At 68.6% G+C, this 16,414-nt stretch carries 18 protein-coding genes and 2 tRNA genes; 16 read left to right on the top strand and 4 right to left on the bottom strand.

What is annotated here, in order from left to right:
- Window positions 1-32: 32 nt before the first annotated feature.
- Entirely contained in the window at window positions 33-788 is a 756-nt protein-coding gene (locus CQ045_RS04830; protein WP_105721554.1) for a sulfite exporter TauE/SafE family protein, read from the bottom strand.
- Window positions 789-866: 78 nt separating this feature from the next.
- Here CQ045_RS04830 and CQ045_RS04825 point away from each other — a divergent pair, with 78 nt between their 5' ends.
- From CQ045_RS04825 to CQ045_RS04805, 5 genes are read left to right on the top strand one after another with little or no spacing between them, the layout of a single operon-like run.
- Window positions 867-1,553 (top strand): FadR/GntR family transcriptional regulator, encoded by a 687-nt coding sequence (locus CQ045_RS04825; RefSeq protein WP_105721553.1) that lies wholly within the window; start codon window positions 867-869, stop codon window positions 1,551-1,553.
- A gap of 45 nt (window positions 1,554-1,598) precedes the next feature.
- Window positions 1,599-2,534: a transporter substrate-binding domain-containing protein gene (locus CQ045_RS04820; RefSeq protein WP_105721552.1), complete on the top strand. Its 936-nt coding sequence runs from the start codon at window positions 1,599-1,601 to the stop codon at window positions 2,532-2,534.
- Window positions 2,531-3,487 carry an amino acid ABC transporter permease gene (locus tag CQ045_RS04815; RefSeq protein ID WP_219844394.1) on the top strand — a complete coding sequence of 319 codons (957 nt, stop codon included), beginning with the start codon at window positions 2,531-2,533 and terminating at the stop codon, window positions 3,485-3,487. The genes CQ045_RS04820 and CQ045_RS04815 overlap by 4 nt, the downstream gene beginning before the upstream one ends.
- Window positions 3,484-4,242 (top strand): amino acid ABC transporter ATP-binding protein, encoded by a 759-nt coding sequence (locus tag CQ045_RS04810; RefSeq protein WP_105721551.1) that lies wholly within the window; start codon window positions 3,484-3,486, stop codon window positions 4,240-4,242. The genes CQ045_RS04815 and CQ045_RS04810 overlap by 4 nt, the downstream gene beginning before the upstream one ends.
- A 13-nt stretch (window positions 4,243-4,255) precedes the next feature.
- Window positions 4,256-5,491: a M28 family peptidase gene (locus CQ045_RS04805; RefSeq protein ID WP_105721550.1), complete on the top strand. Its 1,236-nt coding sequence runs from the start codon at window positions 4,256-4,258 to the stop codon at window positions 5,489-5,491.
- A gap of 28 nt (window positions 5,492-5,519) precedes the next feature.
- Here CQ045_RS04805 and CQ045_RS04800 read toward each other — a convergent pair whose 3' ends face one another.
- The gene (locus CQ045_RS04800; protein WP_146115184.1) at window positions 5,520-6,137 is read right to left on the bottom strand and encodes a phosphatase PAP2 family protein; all 618 of its coding nucleotides are present in this window, start codon (window positions 6,135-6,137) and stop codon (window positions 5,520-5,522) included.
- Window positions 6,138-6,287: 150 nt separating this feature from the next.
- Here CQ045_RS04800 and CQ045_RS04795 point away from each other — a divergent pair, with 150 nt between their 5' ends.
- The 11 genes from CQ045_RS04795 to CQ045_RS04745 all read left to right on the top strand — a co-directional run bounded on the left by CQ045_RS04795 (window position 6,288) and on the right by CQ045_RS04745 (window position 15,107).
- Entirely contained in the window at window positions 6,288-7,187 is a 900-nt protein-coding gene (locus tag CQ045_RS04795; protein ID WP_105721548.1) for a bile acid:sodium symporter family protein, read from the top strand.
- 9 nt (window positions 7,188-7,196) lie between these two features.
- The gene (locus tag CQ045_RS04790) at window positions 7,197-7,688 is read left to right on the top strand and encodes an FBP domain-containing protein (RefSeq protein WP_105721547.1); all 492 of its coding nucleotides are present in this window, start codon (window positions 7,197-7,199) and stop codon (window positions 7,686-7,688) included.
- 45 nt (window positions 7,689-7,733) lie between these two features.
- Window positions 7,734-8,534 carry an enoyl-CoA hydratase/isomerase family protein gene (locus tag CQ045_RS04785; protein ID WP_105721546.1) on the top strand — a complete coding sequence of 267 codons (801 nt, stop codon included), beginning with the start codon at window positions 7,734-7,736 and terminating at the stop codon, window positions 8,532-8,534.
- A gap of 117 nt (window positions 8,535-8,651) precedes the next feature.
- Window positions 8,652-9,638 carry a hypothetical protein gene (locus tag CQ045_RS04780; protein ID WP_146115183.1) on the top strand — a complete coding sequence of 329 codons (987 nt, stop codon included), beginning with the start codon at window positions 8,652-8,654 and terminating at the stop codon, window positions 9,636-9,638.
- Window positions 9,635-10,435, top strand: coding sequence for an inositol monophosphatase family protein (locus tag CQ045_RS04775; protein ID WP_181156445.1), 801 nt, complete (start codon window positions 9,635-9,637; stop codon window positions 10,433-10,435). Before CQ045_RS04780 ends, CQ045_RS04775 begins: the two co-directional genes overlap by 4 nt.
- A gap of 255 nt (window positions 10,436-10,690) precedes the next feature.
- Entirely contained in the window at window positions 10,691-11,884 is a 1,194-nt protein-coding gene (locus CQ045_RS04770) for a M23 family metallopeptidase (protein ID WP_258130954.1), read from the top strand.
- Window positions 11,885-11,953: 69 nt separating this feature from the next.
- A tRNA-Thr gene (locus tag CQ045_RS04765) sits at window positions 11,954-12,025 on the top strand.
- Window positions 12,026-12,060: 35 nt separating this feature from the next.
- Window positions 12,061-12,134, top strand: a tRNA-Met gene (locus CQ045_RS04760).
- A 318-nt stretch (window positions 12,135-12,452) separates the two neighbouring features.
- Window positions 12,453-12,788 carry an L-rhamnose mutarotase gene (locus CQ045_RS04755; protein WP_105721543.1) on the top strand — a complete coding sequence of 112 codons (336 nt, stop codon included), beginning with the start codon at window positions 12,453-12,455 and terminating at the stop codon, window positions 12,786-12,788.
- Between the two features lie 54 nt (window positions 12,789-12,842).
- Window positions 12,843-13,937: a substrate-binding domain-containing protein gene (locus CQ045_RS04750; protein WP_105721542.1), complete on the top strand. Its 1,095-nt coding sequence runs from the start codon at window positions 12,843-12,845 to the stop codon at window positions 13,935-13,937.
- Window positions 13,938-14,099: 162 nt separating this feature from the next.
- Window positions 14,100-15,107, top strand: a complete 1,008-nt coding sequence (locus tag CQ045_RS04745) for a hydroxyacid dehydrogenase (protein ID WP_258130953.1) — start codon at window positions 14,100-14,102, stop codon at window positions 15,105-15,107.
- A 48-nt stretch (window positions 15,108-15,155) separates the two neighbouring features.
- Here CQ045_RS04745 and CQ045_RS04740 read toward each other — a convergent pair whose 3' ends face one another.
- Together CQ045_RS04740 and CQ045_RS04735 are read right to left on the bottom strand one after the other, a co-directional pair.
- Complete coding sequence (locus tag CQ045_RS04740; protein ID WP_105721541.1) at window positions 15,156-15,986, bottom strand: CPBP family intramembrane glutamic endopeptidase; 831 nt, start codon at window positions 15,984-15,986, stop codon at window positions 15,156-15,158.
- Window positions 15,987-16,087: 101 nt separating this feature from the next.
- Window positions 16,088-16,387, bottom strand: coding sequence for a hypothetical protein (locus tag CQ045_RS04735; protein WP_105721540.1), 300 nt, complete (start codon window positions 16,385-16,387; stop codon window positions 16,088-16,090).
- Between the last annotated feature and the right edge of the window lie 27 nt (window positions 16,388-16,414).

The following is a 16,414-nucleotide window of genomic DNA, read 5'->3' as shown; positions in this document are numbered from 1 at the left end:
CGGCGGCGCGGCGCCCCGTCTCGGGAGCGCCCTCACTGGAGGAGGAAGGCGACCGCCACTGCTCCGATGACGATGATGAGGGTGCGCAGCGCCCAGCTGGGCAGCTTTCGCCCGAAGATCCCGCCCAGCGCGGCGCCGGCCAGTGATCCCACCGCCAGTGCGGCGATCGTCGGCCACGGCAGCGGAGCCGAGAAGACGAACACGATCGTCGCGACCCACCCCGCCAGCGTCTGCAGCACATTCTTGAACGCGTTCACCCGCTGCAGGTGGGCATCGGTGGTGAGTTCGAGGATCCCGACGATGAGCACTCCCTGCGCGGCGCCGAAGTAGCCGCCATAGGCGCCGGTGAAGAGCGTCAGCGGGTACCGCAGCCACGTCGGCGCGACGGCTCCGTGGGGAAGCGCGGCGCGGCGCTGCAGCAGCGGCTGGATGCCGACGAGCACGCAGCCGACGACGACGAGCACCGGGGCGACGGCATGGAAGACCGCAGCGGGAAGTGCCAGGAGGGCGAGAGCACCGAAGAAGGCGCCGAAGGCGGTGAGGATCGCGAGCGGGAGGAGGAGGCGCCACTGACCACGCAGCTCGCGCCGGTATCCGATGATCCCGCCGACGTTGCCGATGGCGAGGCCCGCCGTGTTCGCCATGTTCGCCGTGACGGGTGGAAGCCCCATGGCCAGCAGGGTGGGGAACGTGATGAGGCTGCCCGAGCCGACGACCGTGTTGATCGCCCCCGCGGCCACCGAGACCAGCGCGACGATGCCCAGATTGAGCGGATCGAGCGCTTCCATAGGGCCTTCGTTCTCGTGCCGGAGCCCATCTCGCGAAAATGGTTTGATGGTCTGACCAATTATGCTACCGTACAGCACATGTCATCACTCGGATGGGACACATTGGGCGAGATGCCGCGCATGGCGACATCGAGCACCATCGCGGCACGGATCCTCGAACTGGCGGACAGCGGCGCCGTCGTCCCGGGTTCGGCTCTGCCCCCCGAGCGTGACCTCGCCGTGCAACTCGGCGTCTCGCGGGCCACGATCCGCGAGGCCATCCATGAGCTGACGCTCAAGGGAGTCGTCCGGCGGCGGCAGGGATCGGGCACGGTCCTGCTCGACGCCTCGGCTGCGGCATCCTCTCTCCTGAGGGACATGTCGCAGGCGGAGCGCGAAGCGACGGAGGTCATCGACTTCCGAAGCACGTTCGAGCCCGAGATCGCCGGCCTCGCGGCCGGACGCCGCACCGAGAGCGACCTGCTCGTGCTCTCACACCACTGCGACTTCGACGCTGCCGGGGTCACGCCCGAGGAGTCGCTCGAGCTCGACCAGCGTTTCCACGAGGCGATTGCCGCAGCGACGCACAATCACCTCATTCTCGCCCTCAGTCGCGCCACCTCCGAATGGGTGAGCGACTTCCGTCGTCAGTCGCATTCCACGCCGGAAGGACGCACGACCTCGCTCGACGGTCACCGCGCCATTCTCGCGGCGATCCAGAGCGGTCGACCCGACCACGCCGTTCTGCTCATGCGCGAGCATGTCGCCGTCGTGGGACGCATCTGACGACTGTTCCTCCGCCCGAGCCGCGATCACCAGAAAGCACCCGAAATGAAGAAGCTCGCTCGTTCCCTTGCCACCGTCGGCACCCTGGCCCTCGCCGTCGCGGCCCTCACCGCGTGCGGTGGCGACTCCACCGGTGCCGCACCCGCCGACGGCTCGCCCTCCAACACCGCCGACGTCAACCACCACTCGCCGCAGGGCGATCCGATCGAGGCGCTCGTCGAGCAGCTGCCGGACTCCGTCGCGAAGAGCGGAAAGCTGGTCATCGCCACGGATGCGACCATCGGCGAGCCCTTCGCCTCCTACGACGCGGACGGCGTGAGCATCGTCGGCATCGTCCCCGACCTCGCGTACCGCATCGGCGACGCGCTCGGCGTCGACGTCGAGCTCCGCCAGGTCGTGTTCGCCAACCTGATCCCCGGGCTCGCCGCCGGCCGATACGACTTCTCGCTCGCGCCGATGCTCGACACGGACGAGCGGCAGCAGCAGGTCGACTTCGTCGACTTCATCCGAGGCGGCTCGCAGTTCGTCGTCGCCAAGGACGATGCGGATGCTCCGAAGGATCTGACTCCCGCGGATGCCTGCGGTCTCGCCATCGGCGTCGCGACCGGCTCCGTGGAGGAGATCTCCCTCACCGAGCAGAACGAGAAGTGCGGCACCCCGATCGAGATCATGTCGTTCAAGACCAACAACGAGGGCATCCTCGCCCTGACCAGCGGTCGCATCGACGCCTACGCCACGGCAGCGGCCCAGGCCGGCTACATCGCGGACACCGACAACGAGCGGCTCGACCTCAGCGGCGAGGCGTTCCGCGGCGGACTCTCGGCCATGGCATTTCCGAAGGAGAGCGAGAACCTCCCCGTCATCCAGGCCACGCTGCAGCAGTTCATCGATGACGGCACCTATGAAGAGGTCCTGACCACGTACGGCGTGCAGCACCTGGCCGTCGAGTTCGCCGGGATGAACAACGAGGCGCTGCAGTGACCTCGACCGCACCCGGTACGTTGACGACGTCGCTGCAGACCGTCACGGACTATCGCGTCATCGGCAGGCCGCGCCCTCTGATGTGGGTCGCGACGGCGGTCGTCATCGTCGTCGCCGCGATGGTCGTCTTCTCGATCGTCACGAATCCGCGGTTCGAGTGGGGCGTCGTCGCCGACTACTTCTTCTCGGCATCCATCCTCCAGGGGCTGTGGAAGACGATCGAGCTGACCGTCGTCTCGATGGTGCTCGGCATCATCATCGGTCTGATCATCGCGCTGATGCGGATCTCGTCGAACCCGATCCTCAATGCATGCGCCGGCGTGTACGTCTGGTTCTTCCGCGGCACGCCGCTGCTCGTGCAGCTCGTCATCCTCTACAACGTGTCCGCCCTGTACCCGCAGATCACGATCGGGATCCCGTTCGGCCCGACGTTCCTCTCCGGGAACGTCAACGAGATCGTCACGCCGTACGTCGTCGCCGTCGCCGCGCTCGCTCTGAACGAGGCGGCGTACATGGCGGAGATCATCCGCGGCGGTCTGCTCTCGGTCGACCACGGTCAGCTCGAGGCGTCGAAGGCGCTCGGGATGAGCGGCGGCCGCGCGATGCGGCGCATCGTCCTCCCGCAGGCGATGCGGTTCATCATCCCGCCGACCGGCAACGAGGTCCTGTCCCTGTTGAAGTCCACATCGCTCGTGTCGGTGATCGCGCTGCCGGAGCTGCTGTACTCCGTGCAGGTGGTCTACAGCCGCACGTTCGAGACGATCCCGCTGCTGATGGTCGCGACGATCTGGTACCTCATCGTCACCTCCATCCTGATGATCGGGCAGCAGGCGCTCGAACGGCTGTACTCGCGCGGAAGCTCGCGTTCCACCTCCCCGGCGAAGGGCTCCCTGCAGCGGCTCACCGGCATCCGGCTGCGACGCCGCGCGACGACGACGGAGGGACGACGATGAGCTTCCTCAGTGTGCGCGAGGTCCAGAAGAGCTTCGGCAGCCTCGACGTCCTCAAGGACATCTCCCTGGAGATGGAACGCGGACAGGTCGTCTGCGTGATCGGCCCGAGCGGCTCGGGCAAGAGCACCTTCCTCCGGTGCATCAACCGCCTGGAGACCATCGATGCCGGTCTCATCGCGATCGACGGCGATCCGATGGGCGCGACCATCCGCGGCGGACGTCTGCACGACGCACCGGAGAAGACCGTGCGCGCTCAGCGCGAGCACATCGGCATGGTCTTCCAGGCCTTCAACCTCTTCCCGCACATGACGGTGCTCGAGAACATCATCGAAGCCCCCGTCGGCGTGAAGAAGGAGAAGCGCTCCATCGCCGTCGCCCACGCCCTCGAGCTGCTCGACCGCGTCGGGCTGGCCGACAAGAGGAACGCGTATCCGAAGCAGCTCTCCGGCGGCCAGCAGCAGCGTGTCGCGATCGCCAGGGCGCTGGCCATGAGACCGAAGCTGCTGCTCTTCGACGAGCCCACCAGCGCGCTCGATCCCGAGATGGTCGGCGAGGTCCTCGCGGTGATGAAGTCCCTCGCCGCGGAGCACACGACGATGATCGTCGTCACCCACGAGATGGGCTTCGCGCGGGAAGTCGCCGACCGCCTCATCTTCATGGACGGCGGCTACATCGTCGAGGACGGCGACCCGCGCGAGATCATGGCGAACCCTCAGCACCCACGGACGAAAGCGTTCCTGGACAGCGTCCTGTGAACCGGAAGGAATCATGAGCGACACGACCCGAGACATCATCGGCGACATCTGGTTGAGCAAGGAGCTCACCGCCGACCTGACCGCGATCTGCGACACCGGGGGTCGCGTCGCCGGGACCGCCAGCGAGTCCGCCGCGCAGGAGTATCTGGAGAGCCGTGCCCGCGCGCTCGGAGGCACCTACTCGGAGCAGACCTTCACGGTGTCGGGGCAGCGCAGCGAAGGCCACGCGGTGCATCTGGTGTCGACCGGGCGCGAGTTGGCCAGTTACCCCCTCCTCAACTGCTCCTCGGTCGACGACGTGTTCGAGGTCATCGACCTCGGGCGGGGGACGCCGGCGGACTTCGAAGGCGCGCGCGAGCTCATCGCCGGACGAGCAGTGCTGGTCCGGCACGAGTTCCCGTTCTCGACCAATCACGTCCACCGCGGGGTGAAGCTGGGCCTGGCGAGGGAGTACGGCGCGGCGGCCTTCCTCATCGGGAACAACCAGCCGGGCGCAGGACCGGTGAGCGGCTCGGGCGGTACGGGGGCGCCGGGAGAGATCCCGGCCTTCGGCCTCAGTTTCGACGCGGCCGGCGAACTGGCGACCGAACTGGCCTTCGGCCCCGCGAGCGTCCGGCTGTCGAACACGGCGACTCCAGGGGAGTGGACGGGACGGAACATCTTCGTCGACTTCCCCGGCCGCACCGATGAGGTCGTGGTGCTCAGCGCCCACATCGACGGTCACGGTCTCGCCGAGAGCGCGATGGACAACGGCTCCGGTCTCTCGGTCGTCCTCGAGGTCGCACGCCGGCTCGGCCCGCGGGCGAGCGAGAGCGAACGGGGCCTCCGCCTCGCTCTGTTCACCTTCGAGGAATGGGCGCTCACGGGATCCGCCGAATACGTCGCGTCACTCGACGACGAGGCCCGGAGCCGTATCCACTGCAACGTCAACGTGGACACCCCGGTCGGGTACGCGCGCCTGTTCGGGCTCACCGCCGGGCACCCGCGCATCCTCGACCTCCTGCGACGGGCGAGCGTCGAAGGAGGGACGCCGGTCCATCCGGTTTACGCGTACACCAGCAACTCCGACCACGTGAACTTCCTCGACGCGGGAATCCCCGCGGTGCGCCTGATCGGCGGCTACAACGACGACTCCGCCGGGAGCCGGCTGCTGCTCACGGCCGCGGACACCCGGCACCGGGTCGAGCCCCTCGACCTCAAGCACGGAGCCATCGTCACGGCTCTGGTCACCAAAGCGGCCATGAACTGAAGGGCGACACCGCGATCGGGAGGAGAGGCTATCGGCGGCGCCGAGTCCTCTCCTTCCACCCGTGGATCGCCGCGACGAGTGCGACCGGGATCGCCAGACCGAGGAGGGCCCCGGCCGCGACATCGTGCAGATAGTGCACGCCCTGCGCCACGCGGCCACCGGCGACGAGGGCGGCGGCTCCCACAGCGAGCCAGGCGACCGAGACGCGCTGGATCGCGACGATGATCACGACCACCGCGCCGAACGCCAGAGTCGCGTGGTTCGAGGGGAAGGACCAATCGCCGGGAGGAGGACACTCGATCCTCAGGTCCCCGCTGGAGCACGGTCGGGGCTGAGCGACGAGCAGTTTGACGCCTTCGCTCGCGGCGTAGGCGACGCCCACGCCGAACGCCGCTGCGAGGGCGGCGCCGCGCCGCTCCGGGTGGCGCATGACGACGTGGACCAGGGCGCCGGCCGTGGCGACGGCGAGCAGGACGAGCAGGATCTCGGACAGCAGTGCGACCCCCGGGATCGCGCTGAAAGTGCCCGACAGGCTTCGTGTGGCGACGACGCTGAGGCTGCCCGGGAAGGGGAGGATCAGGACGAGCGCGGCGAGCGCGGCGATCACGGCTGCCGGGAGGACGGGGGAGAGGCGGGATCTCAACACACCTTCGACGCTAGGGGCTGTCCCGCCGCCGAGGATCGGGCGCAGGAATGACGGGGATACGCCGACCGGATGAGTTTCGCGCACCGGGGACACATCCGGGATCGAGCGAACACGTGACACCGAGGCCCTCCGTCCGTCACACTGAGTCCCATGGGATCAGCGTTGACCACCATCGGACTGCCCGTCGCTCTGGGCATCATCATGCTGGGCCTCGGCCTCAGCCTCACTCTCGCCGACTTCGCGAGGGTGCTGAAGCAGCCGAAGGCGGTGATCATCGCGCTGCTCTGCCAGCTCGTCGTGCTGCCGGCGATCTGCTTCGGGCTCGTGCTCGCCTTCCAGCTCCCGCCGATCCTCGCGGTCGGCATGATGATGCTCGCCGCGTCGCCCGGCGGAACCACCGCCAACCTCTACAGCCACCTGTTCCGCGGCGACATCGCCCTCAACATCTCGCTCACGGCGGTGAACTCCGTCATCGCCGTGATCACCCTCCCGATCATCACCAACTTCGCGATCGCCTACTTCCAGCCGTTCGATGACCGGCTGGGGCTGCAGTGGTCGAAGGCGCTCGAGGTGTTCGCGATCGTGCTGCTGCCGGTCGCGCTCGGAATGATCGTGCGGCGCTTCTGGCCGAAGTTCGCCACGAGCATGGACAAGCCGGTGCGGATCGCCTCCGTGATCATCCTGATCGTCGTCATCGCGGGAGCCGTCGCCTCGAACTGGACGCTCCTCGTCGCGAACTTCACGCAGCTCGCCCTGATCACCGTGCTGTTCTGCCTGATCAGCCTCGCCATCGGCTTCCTCGTCCCGCGGATGCTCCGCGTGGGCAAGCGCCAGGCGATCGCCACGTCGTTCGAGATCGGCATCCACAACGCCACGCTGGCGATCGTGATCGCCCAGTCCGTCCTCGGCTCCGTGGAGCTGAGCCTCCCCGCCGCCGTCTACGGGGTGCTCATGTTCTTCATCGCGTTCGGGTTCGGCTTCCTGATCCGTGACCGCGCCGCCGCCGACGACCCGGGCGCACCTGCGCCTCTGGCGGACACGGGTTCATAGACTGGTCGAATGCGACCGCTCACCGAAGCCGAGGTCCGGGCATCGTTCGTCAACGCGGATGCCGACGAGCTGCGGATCATGGAGATGCCTCATGACTTCCTGCTCGTGGACTGGGACTATCTCGACTTCTTCGCCTGGCAGGACCCGAGCGCGAGTCGCCGCGGCTACGTCCTGATCCCGCACGAGGACAGCGTGGTCGGCATCGTGCTGCGCGCCACGGAGCCGGGCCGCGGACGTTCCGGGATGTGCAACATCTGCCACACGATGCAGCCGGGCAACCAGATCGCGCTCTTCTCCGCCCGGCGGACCGGTGAAGCCGGACGCCGCGGCGACTCCTTCGGCACCTATATGTGCGCCGACCTCTCCTGCCATGAGAACGTGCGGCTGGCGCACCCGCTCGCCCCGAACGAGGTCAGGGCGCCGGGTCAGGCCGACCTCCGTCTGGACGGCACGCGCCGCCGCATGGAGAGCTTCGTCTCGCAGGTCTGGGAGCAGGTCTGATCGCGGTTACGCTGGACCACACGTCCTGTGCTCGAAGGAGAAGCCATGAGTGATGCCATCCTGTTCACCGTCGAAGAGGGGATGGCCAGGCTGACGCTGAACCGCCCCGCTCGTCTCAACGCTTTCAACGCAGACCTCGCTCATGCCTGGAAGGATGCGACGGCCGAGGCGACGTCTCGGGCGGACGTCAAGGCGATCCTCATCGATGCCGCGGGCCCGGCGTTCTGCGCCGGGGGCGACGTCATCGACATGGCGACGACGATGGGAGCCTCCGGAGCGGAGATCACCGCGCTCGCCGAGGTGATCAACGCCGGCATCCGCTCGCTCACCGAGTCCGCGGTTCCGGTCGTTGCGGCCGCGCACGGCACCACGGCCGGCGGCGGACTCGGCATCCTGCTCTCCAGCGACTACGCGGTCGTCGGGTCGCGGTCCAAGCTCGGCAGCCTGTACGCGAACATCGGCCTGACCCCCGACCTCTCGGTGTCGGCGCAGCTCGCCCGTGCCGTGGGCCAGCGCCGCGCCCTGCAGCTCGTACTGCAGGATCGTCTGCTGTCGGGGGCCGAGGCGCAGGAGTGGGGACTCGTCGCCGAGACCGTCGCCGGTGAGGATGCCGCCGCCGAGGCGGCGCTCGTGCGGGCGCGTGGCGAGGAGATCGCCCGGTTCTGGCTCGCAGGGGCGGCCGACGCCTATGGGCAGGCGAAGCGGCTGGTGCGCTCGCAGCCGGAGCGCTCGTTCGTCGAACAGCTGAGCGAGGAGGCCCGCTCGATCGGCGCGGCCCTGGAGACGCCGGATGCGCAGGCGAGAGTCGCGGCGTTCGCGGCGGCGTCCGCCAAGAAGGCGGGCTGACCACTCCTGCCCAGCTGGTGGCTGCGCGGCGGCTTTCCCCAGTCCGCTGTGCGCTCCCCGACGGTGATGCATGCGCATGGCAGTATGAAGGCATCGCCGCTCGACGAGAGGATCGCCATGTCCCAGCCGGACATCACCACGCATCAGACGACGCAGGGTGAGAAGAAGAACATGTCGCTGCTCATCAGGGGGTCCCTCTGGATCGCCATCGGTGCGCTGATCGCCGCGGCGCTCGTGTGCGTCGTCTGGGTGCTCATCGGCGACCAGGACGGTCTGATCGGCCGCGCATTCCTCACTATCCTGCTGCTCGCGGCCTTCGCCGGGATCGCGATCCTCGAGGCCGGCCTCGCACCGAACCGCCCGGATTGGCTGCAGTTGGCGAGCATGGTGAGCTGGATCGTCGCCCTCCTGGTCGGTGCCGTGAAGATCTGGCTCCCCGAAGACGGCTACTACTTCGGGGCGGAGCGCTTCTTCCAGCTGCTCCTCGTCATCGGCATCCTGCAGCTCGCACTCGTTCATGTGCGGCTGTTCACCCCTGCGGCGCAGCGGCACGTCACGACGTTCACGAGGGTGATCTACATCGTGACCATCGTCTTCCTGGGCGGCCTCGTCGGCATGCTCGTGTTCTTCCTCGCCTTCCCGAACACCTTCGAGTACGGCGAGCTGTATTGGCGCATCGTCGTCGCGCTGACCATCCTCGTCGCCGTCGGCACCACGCTCATCCCGCTTCTGAACGCCCTGTTCGCGCCGAAGAAGAAGCCCGTCGCCCCGGTTCAGGCGGCCCCGTCCTGGCCGACCTACGCAGACGGCATCACGCCCCTGCCGGCGCTGCCGGATGGCAACCCCGACTGGAACGCTTACTACACCGGGTACCCGACCGTCGCCCCGCCGCAGCAGGCGCTCGGCCAGGCGCCGGCGTCGACGTTCCCCGTCGCACCGCAGCCGGCCGCCCCGCAGTTCGCGCAGCCCGCGGCCCCGTCGTCTCCGACGCCGGGTGAGCACTCGGTGCCGCCGGCACCCGGTGCCGTGCCGACGGCAGCGCCGCAGGGGGAGCCGCCCGCTTTCCCGCCGCCGCCGCCCGCACCGCAGCACCCCGCACCGTGACGCTCGCACTCACCCTGGAGCTCAGCGAGCTCGCGATCGAGATCTCGCGGGAGGCCGGAGAGCTCGCACATACGCGCCGCCAAGAGGGGGTCCGCCTCGCCGCGACGAAGTCGACCCTCGCCGACATCGTGACGGACGCCGACCGCGAGGTCGAAGCCCTCATCCGCGATCGCCTTCGTGCCGCGAGGGCCGAGGATGGCTTCCTCGGCGAGGAGACGGGAGCCGAGGCCGGCGGCAGCGGGATCACCTGGGTGGTCGACCCGATCGACGGCACCGTCAACTACGCGTACGGCATCCCCGCGTACAACGTGAGCATCGCGGCCGTCAGAGGTGAACCGGATCCCGCGTCCTGGGAGGTGCTCGCCGCGGTCGTCAACGCGCCCGCGCTGGGAGAGATCTTCTCCGCGGCTCTCGGTCACGGGGCCTGGTCGGGCGGCACTCGACTCGCCGTCACGGAGGAGACCCCCGCCGGGGCGCTCCTCGCGACCGGATTCGGCTATGACCCCGCGACTCATGAAGGTGACCTCGCGACCGTGAGCCGCGTCATGCCGATGGCACGAGATGTCCGGCGCATGGGGGCGGCGGCGCTCGACCTCGCCTACGTCGCGGCAGGTCGGCTCGACGGGTACTTCGAACGCGGGCTGAGGCCATGGGACTTCGCCGCCGGCACACTCCTCGTGACGGAGGCAGGCGGCGCGGTCACGAGGACCGACGTCGATTCCGCGCGCCCGATGCTGATCGCCGGGGGCCGCGATGTACACGCGCGGCTGCTCGCGCTCCTGACCGAGAATCGCTGACCGATTCATGGCATTCCCAGGGTGATCAGGGTAGGGTTTTACGCGATCGTTACTTTCACCACCCGAAGGTGAAAGTTGAGTTTGCGCCCCCGAGCTTGACGCACGACCGAGAGAAACGCTTTGCCCTTCGAGAATCCCGAGGCTGCCTCTGCGCCCACGCGCCGGTCCAGCCGAAACCGCATTGCGGCCTCCGAGGCCCCCGCGGCGGGAACGACGGCACCCATCTCTGCCGCGGAGTCCGCCATCGCCCGCGGTGTGGTCGCGCCCCTTTCGCGTCGCGCCGCGCGTGAGCGGAGCGCCTTCGGCGCCGCTGCCGAGACTCCGGCCGAACCCTTCATCGCCGAGGCTCCTGAGTCGATCGTCGCCGAGGTTCTCGCCTCGCCCGTCGTCGCAGAAACCGAAGGCCTCGTCGTGATCCGCGACGCTTCCGTCGACGTCGCAGAGCCTGAGGCCGTCGAGGCCGCAGAGCCCGAGGTCGCAGAGCCCGGGGTCGCTGAGCCCGAGGTCGCTGAGTCCGTCACGTCTCCCGCGACGGAAGAACCTGCGCGCGAGTCGTCCGTCGATGACGACGACGATGCCTTCGAACGGGCCTCCCGCGCATTCCGCCACACGGGGTCCGTCCCGACCGTGTCGGCTTCCGACCAGGCGTCGGCGAAGCAGGCCCCCGCGGCTGAGGCTGATGCGGCATCCCATGTGGCTTCGCGCCGTCCGCGCAACATCCGCAAGGCCGTGACCCTCGGTGCGACGGTCGGCGTGATGAGCCTCGCCGGTCTCCTCGCAGTGTCGATGACGCTCCCCGCCGAGGCGGTCGCCGCCGTGCAGGGTCCCTCAGTCGCTGCCACCTCGTTGGTGTCTGCCGCCGGCTCCGAGGCAGGTGGCGCGGCCGCCGACGAGATCCAGGCATTCGTCGCCCCCTCCGGCGTCGAGAACGAGTCGCTCGCGCGCGCCGATGACTTCAGCACCGTTTCGCTGGTGCAGGTCGCCGCCGAGCAGGGCATCAACTACTCGGGCGAGATCTTCACGAACGACCCCGACGCCGCGATCCAGTGGCCGTTCCTCGTCGGCGTGGGCATGAGCTACGGCTACGGCATGCGCAGCGGGCGCCTGCACGAGGGCATCGACTTCGTCCCGGGCGACGGTGCACCCGTCCAGGCTATCGCCGACGGCACGGTCCGAATCGCGACCGAGCAGGGCGGCGCCTACGGCGTGACCGTGTACATCGATCACGTCATCGACGGCGCAGTCATCACGAGCCACTACTCGCACATGCAGTACGGCTCGCTGCAGGTCAAGGCCGGCGACACCGTGAAGGTCGGCACCATCGTCGGCAAGACGGGAAACACGGGCCGTTCCTACGGCGCGCACATGCACTTCGAGCTCATCGTCAACGGAACGACCATCGATCCTCTGCCGTGGCTCCGCACGAACGCCGGTCGGACGTCGTACTGACCGGCCCGGATTTCATGAGGACGCCACAGTAATGGTATTCTCGTACGGTTGCCCCGCGAGGGGCAGCACGCCCCGATAGCTCAGTGGCAGAGCACTTCCATGGTAAGGAAGGGGTCGTCAGTTCAATCCTGACTCGGGGCTCGCAGCATTCTTCTCAACGCGGACGGATGCCTCGCGGCAGGGTAGCTCAGCTGGTTAGAGCGCACGACTCATAATCGTGAGGTCGCGGGTTCAAGCCCCGCTCCTGCTACAGAATGAAACCCCGGTCCGCCGGGGTTTTTCTGTTTCCTGCCGGTGCGGCGCAGCGAGACTCGATCGCGATTCACGCGGTCGTGACGTCGGAGCCAGCCCCGCTGCCCTCAGCTCTGGGGCGTTCGGCGAAGAGCTGATCGCGCGTCTCACACCGGCGATCGTTCATGACGGCGATGCGAAGCGCCGAGGGTGAGCGCCAGGCGGCGAAGCCGCAGCGTCGTCATGTGTCGGTGGTCGGCGAGGGATACCGTCGCCCCCTGCTCAGGTGAGGGCATATCGTGGCAGGGGAATCGGTTCATGGAGGAGAAGGAGCGGCATGCGCATCGCACTGCACTCGGTCATCGTGGAAGGGGCGATCGACGACTACCGGTCGCACCACGCCCGTATCCCGGAAGGTCTGCGCGATCTCTTCGGGGTCGCCGGCATCGAGGACTGGACGATCTGGCGCTCGGGGCGGAACCTGTTCCACCTCGTCGAATGCGACGATTTCGAGGCTGCGATGCGGGTGGTGAACGCATCATCGGTGAACGACGAGTGGCAGGCCGACATCGGACGCTTCGTCGAGGGGTTCTACGGACCGGACGGCGAAGACGGCTCCACCCCGATCGAGCAGGTGTGGGCGCTCTCTGCGCAGCGGAGTGCCGAGGCCTGACGACCGCCGTCATCGACGAGCGGGAAGAGGGGCGTCGACTATCGTGAAGTCGACATGACTGCGGCTGCCCGTCACGATGCGATCCTGCGTGAGCTCGAGCTGCGCGGGGCGTTGTCGAGCGCGGTCTTCGCCGCCCGCCTGGGCGTCACCCCGATGACGCTCTGGCGAGACCTCGTCGCCCTGGAAGAGCGCGAGCTCCTGGTGCGTGTGCACGGCGGGGCGGTGTCGCCGGCCGTCGCACAGGTGCAGTCACGCGGAGCGCGTGATGCCGAGGGTGCCCGTACGCGCCCCGTCGCGACCATCGGGATGATCGTCCCGACGACCCAGTACTACTTCCCGGAGGTGATCCGCGGCGCGAGTCGGGCGGCACGCGAGTCCAACTGCCGCCTCGTGGTCGGCGCCACGAATTACTCGCCGCAGGAGGAGTTCCGCCAGGCCGAACGACTCATCGCGAGCGGCGTCGATGCGCTCATGATCACGCCGCACGACACTATCGTCGAGGACTCGCCGCTGCAGCGGATGCTGGAGGAGGCGGGGATTCCTGTCGTGATGGTGGAGCGCGCGGTCGAGGCGCAGATCGACGGACGGCTGGAGTGGGTGCGCACAGACCATGCGCACGGCGCGGAGGTCGCAGTGCGCCATCTCGCGCAGCAGGGGCATCGCGTGATCACCCTGGCTGCGCGGCCCGCCGCGACGGTCGCGGGTCTGGACGCCGGGTTCCGACGCGCGATGGCGGCGACCGACCCGGAGTCGCTCGTCCTGCTCCGCCGTGACCTCTCGCCGCCGGACACCGGTGATGACGCGAACCTCGCCGATCTCGCCGACCTCCTCGACGAGTGCGTGGCGAAGAGCGTGACCGCGGTCATCCTGCTCGGCGACGCCGATGCCATGGCGTTCCTCGACCTCGTGCTGGAGCGGGGCATGCGCGTGCCGGAGGACTTCGCGATCGTCGCGTACGACGACGAGATCGCGGCCTTCGCGACGGTGCCACTGACGGCGGTGGCGCCACCGAAGCGCGAGCTCGGCCACGCGGCGCTGCGGCTGTGCGTCGACCGTCTGAAGCAGCCGGCCGACGCGTCGCACGCACCGGTGCGCATGGCGCTGCTCCCGTCGCTGATCGTCCGTGACTCCACGGTCCGTCCCGCCTGATTGTTAGGTCTTGTGAGAACGCCGGACCTGGTGTTGGCCGACCGTGCCGCGTGCCGAAGGATCGAACCTGCACGGTCGACGATTCAGAGGAGGGCCCGGGATGTCCGCGTTCGTGAAGCTGCAGCGGTTCTGGCGAGCGGACCTGTCCGCAGGGAGCGGCACGTGAGCGCGCGCCGACCGGTGATCGCGTTCGCCATGACGGACTCGGTCAGGGAGCGGGTGTTCCCCGAAGCCCTCATGCGCGAGTACGAAGCCGTGGCGGACGTGGCCGGATCCCTCACCGAGTTCGACTCGGCGCAGGCCCGGGCGATCCTCGCCGACGTCGAGGTGCTGGTCACCGGGTGGGGTGCGCCACGTCTCGACGCCGCACTGCTCGATGCGGCACCGCGCCTCGAGGCCGTGCTGCACGCGGCAGGAACGGTCAAACCGCATCTGAGCCCCGAAGTGCTCGAGCGGGGCGTGCGGGTGAGCTCGGCGGCCGCGGCGAACGCGGTGCCCGTCGCCGAGTACGCGGTCGCGATGATCGTGCTCGCCGGTAAGCGGGTGCTGCCGATCGCCCGTCGGTACAGCGGGCTCCAGGACGACTTCGACGTCGAGGCATCGTTTCCCGGCATGGGCAACTACGGACAGCGCATCGGGATCGTCGGCGCGTCGAAGATCGGCCGGATCGTCATCGACATGCTGGGCTCCTACGCGTTCGAGGTCGTCGTCCACGACCCGTACCTGACGGATGCCGAAGCCGCCGAGCTCGGCGTCACCGCGGTCGCGCTCGACGAGCTGCTGCGCACGAGCGACGTGGTGTCGGTGCACGCGCCGTCGCTGCCCTCGACGCAGAACCTCATCGACGCGCGGGGCATCGGCCTGATGCCGACCGGGACGACACTGGTGAACACGGCGCGCGGTGAGATCATCGACCAGGATGCGCTGACTCGCAGGGTCGTCGCGGGCGAGCTGTTCGCGATCCTCGACGTCACGGTGCCGTGGATCCTCGAGGCGGATCACCCGCTCTACACCTCCGAGAACGCGCTCCTCACACCGCACATCGCGGGTTCGCTCGGCGCTGAGCTGAGGCGATTGTCGGCGGCGATGCTCGACGAACTGCGACGGATCGTGCGAGGCGAGCTGCTCGCGCACGAGATCGAGCCGGACCTCCTCGCCATCACTGCCTGAGCGGATCCGCGTCCGGCGTCTGACCGGTGTCGTGAGACGAGAGCGTCGTCAGGCGGCGCGGCCGTCGGAGAAGGAGGGCTTGGCCTCGCCGACACGGCCGCGGATGAAGAAGAGCAGCACGAGGCCGGTGACGATCACCACGATGTTCCCCGCCCCGGCGATGCCCGTGAGGGCACCCTCCGCGGGGTACGCGGTCTGGAGGAAGATGCTCGGATCGGTGCTGGCGTGCAGCAGGATGGGCGCGATGATCGTCCCGGTCACACGGAGCGCGAGATACATCAGGATGCCGAACGCGAACGTGTAGAGGAGCTGGATCGCCGTCGCCAGCAGGGGCTGGCCGCTGAGCAGGTTGCCCGCGTGCAGGGCCGAGAAGAGCGCAGCCGAGATCACGGCGACGACGATCTCACGGTAACCGGCCTTGCGCATCAGGTTCACGACCAGCCCGCGGGTGAGCACCTCCTCCGAGAAGCCGATGAGGAGTCCGGCGAGGAGCCAGGCCGCGACGACCTCGAACCCGGCCGCGTCGTAGTCGAGTGTCGCGAACCGAAGGACGTTGAACAGCAGCACGACGACGATGGCGATCCACATCCAACCGCCGCCCCGGATCGGCTGCCGGGCGAAAAGCTCGCGCCACCATCCGACCGACACGGTGAAGAGGGCCAGGATGAGACATCCGATGAGCTCGGGCAGGACGTAGAACACCACGACCCCGGCCGCGCTGCTCGGTTCCTCGACGTTCTCGGCCAGCGGGGTGAGCAGCAGCGACAGCAGCTGGAAGAGCACGAAGTACACGGCGGTGAGCAGGAGCGCTCTCCACCAGCCGCCCTTCTCCCAGAAGCTCTTCCAGGGGGACGTCATCGCGGCGGCGGGCGTGGACATGAGGCTCCAGACGGTCGGCGGGTGGGGCGACCGACTGTTTTTCAGTGTGCCGCACGCCGATGTGTGCCGTCCAGATGCCGATGCTCGGGGTGTTCGGGACCCTACCGCGGGAGCCCCCGGGAATCCCGCGGGGGCGGACGGTGCGGGATGGGGATGGGGCGCGTGGCGCGCGAGGAGTCCTGGAACCGCCGTACGGCCTCGAGGACGTCGTCCGGCGAGGAGTAGCGCAGGGCGAGAGGGAGGTCCCGCCGCCAGAGGACCTCGACCTCGGTCGGCGCATCCTCGAAGATCGTGCAGACGACTCGGCGGTGGTCGTTCTCCGGGTACTGCAGATCGTGGATCACCCAGTCGGTCGCGCTGACTTCGACCAGGATGAACCTTCGGTCAGGATCGTGCTCCATCATTCTCCTAGCTGTTCCCAGATTGAA

This window comes from Microbacterium sp. MYb66, from assembly GCF_002979435.1.
Lineage (GTDB): Bacteria > Actinomycetota > Actinomycetes > Actinomycetales > Microbacteriaceae > Microbacterium.
The sequence above is the reverse complement of the archived record's forward strand: the minus strand, read 5'-3'. Positions and strand labels throughout refer to the sequence as shown.

Excerpts from the sequence above, each read along its gene's own strand:
- CQ045_RS04795 (WP_105721548.1), top strand. The coding sequence starts at position 6,288 with ATGGGATCAGCGTTGACCACCATCGGACTGCCCGTCGCTCTGGGCATC.
- CQ045_RS04790 (WP_105721547.1), top strand. The coding sequence starts at position 7,197 with ATGCGACCGCTCACCGAAGCCGAGGTCCGGGCATCGTTCGTCAACGCG.
- CQ045_RS04750 (WP_105721542.1), top strand. The coding sequence starts at position 12,843 with ATGACTGCGGCTGCCCGTCACGATGCGATCCTGCGTGAGCTCGAGCTG.
- CQ045_RS04785 (WP_105721546.1), top strand. The coding sequence starts at position 7,734 with ATGAGTGATGCCATCCTGTTCACCGTCGAAGAGGGGATGGCCAGGCTG.
- CQ045_RS04805 (WP_105721550.1), top strand. The coding sequence starts at position 4,256 with ATGAGCGACACGACCCGAGACATCATCGGCGACATCTGGTTGAGCAAG.
- CQ045_RS04810 (WP_105721551.1), top strand. The coding sequence starts at position 3,484 with ATGAGCTTCCTCAGTGTGCGCGAGGTCCAGAAGAGCTTCGGCAGCCTC.
- CQ045_RS04825 (WP_105721553.1), top strand. The coding sequence starts at position 867 with ATGTCATCACTCGGATGGGACACATTGGGCGAGATGCCGCGCATGGCG.
- CQ045_RS04830 (WP_105721554.1), bottom strand. The coding sequence starts at position 788 with ATGGAAGCGCTCGATCCGCTCAATCTGGGCATCGTCGCGCTGGTCTCG.
- CQ045_RS04740 (WP_105721541.1), bottom strand. The coding sequence starts at position 15,986 with ATGTCCACGCCCGCCGCCGCGATGACGTCCCCCTGGAAGAGCTTCTGG.
- CQ045_RS04735 (WP_105721540.1), bottom strand. The coding sequence starts at position 16,387 with ATGGAGCACGATCCTGACCGAAGGTTCATCCTGGTCGAAGTCAGCGCG.
- CQ045_RS04780 (WP_146115183.1), top strand. The coding sequence starts at position 8,652 with ATGTCCCAGCCGGACATCACCACGCATCAGACGACGCAGGGTGAGAAG.
- CQ045_RS04755 (WP_105721543.1), top strand. The coding sequence starts at position 12,453 with ATGCGCATCGCACTGCACTCGGTCATCGTGGAAGGGGCGATCGACGAC.
- CQ045_RS04820 (WP_105721552.1), top strand. The coding sequence starts at position 1,599 with ATGAAGAAGCTCGCTCGTTCCCTTGCCACCGTCGGCACCCTGGCCCTC.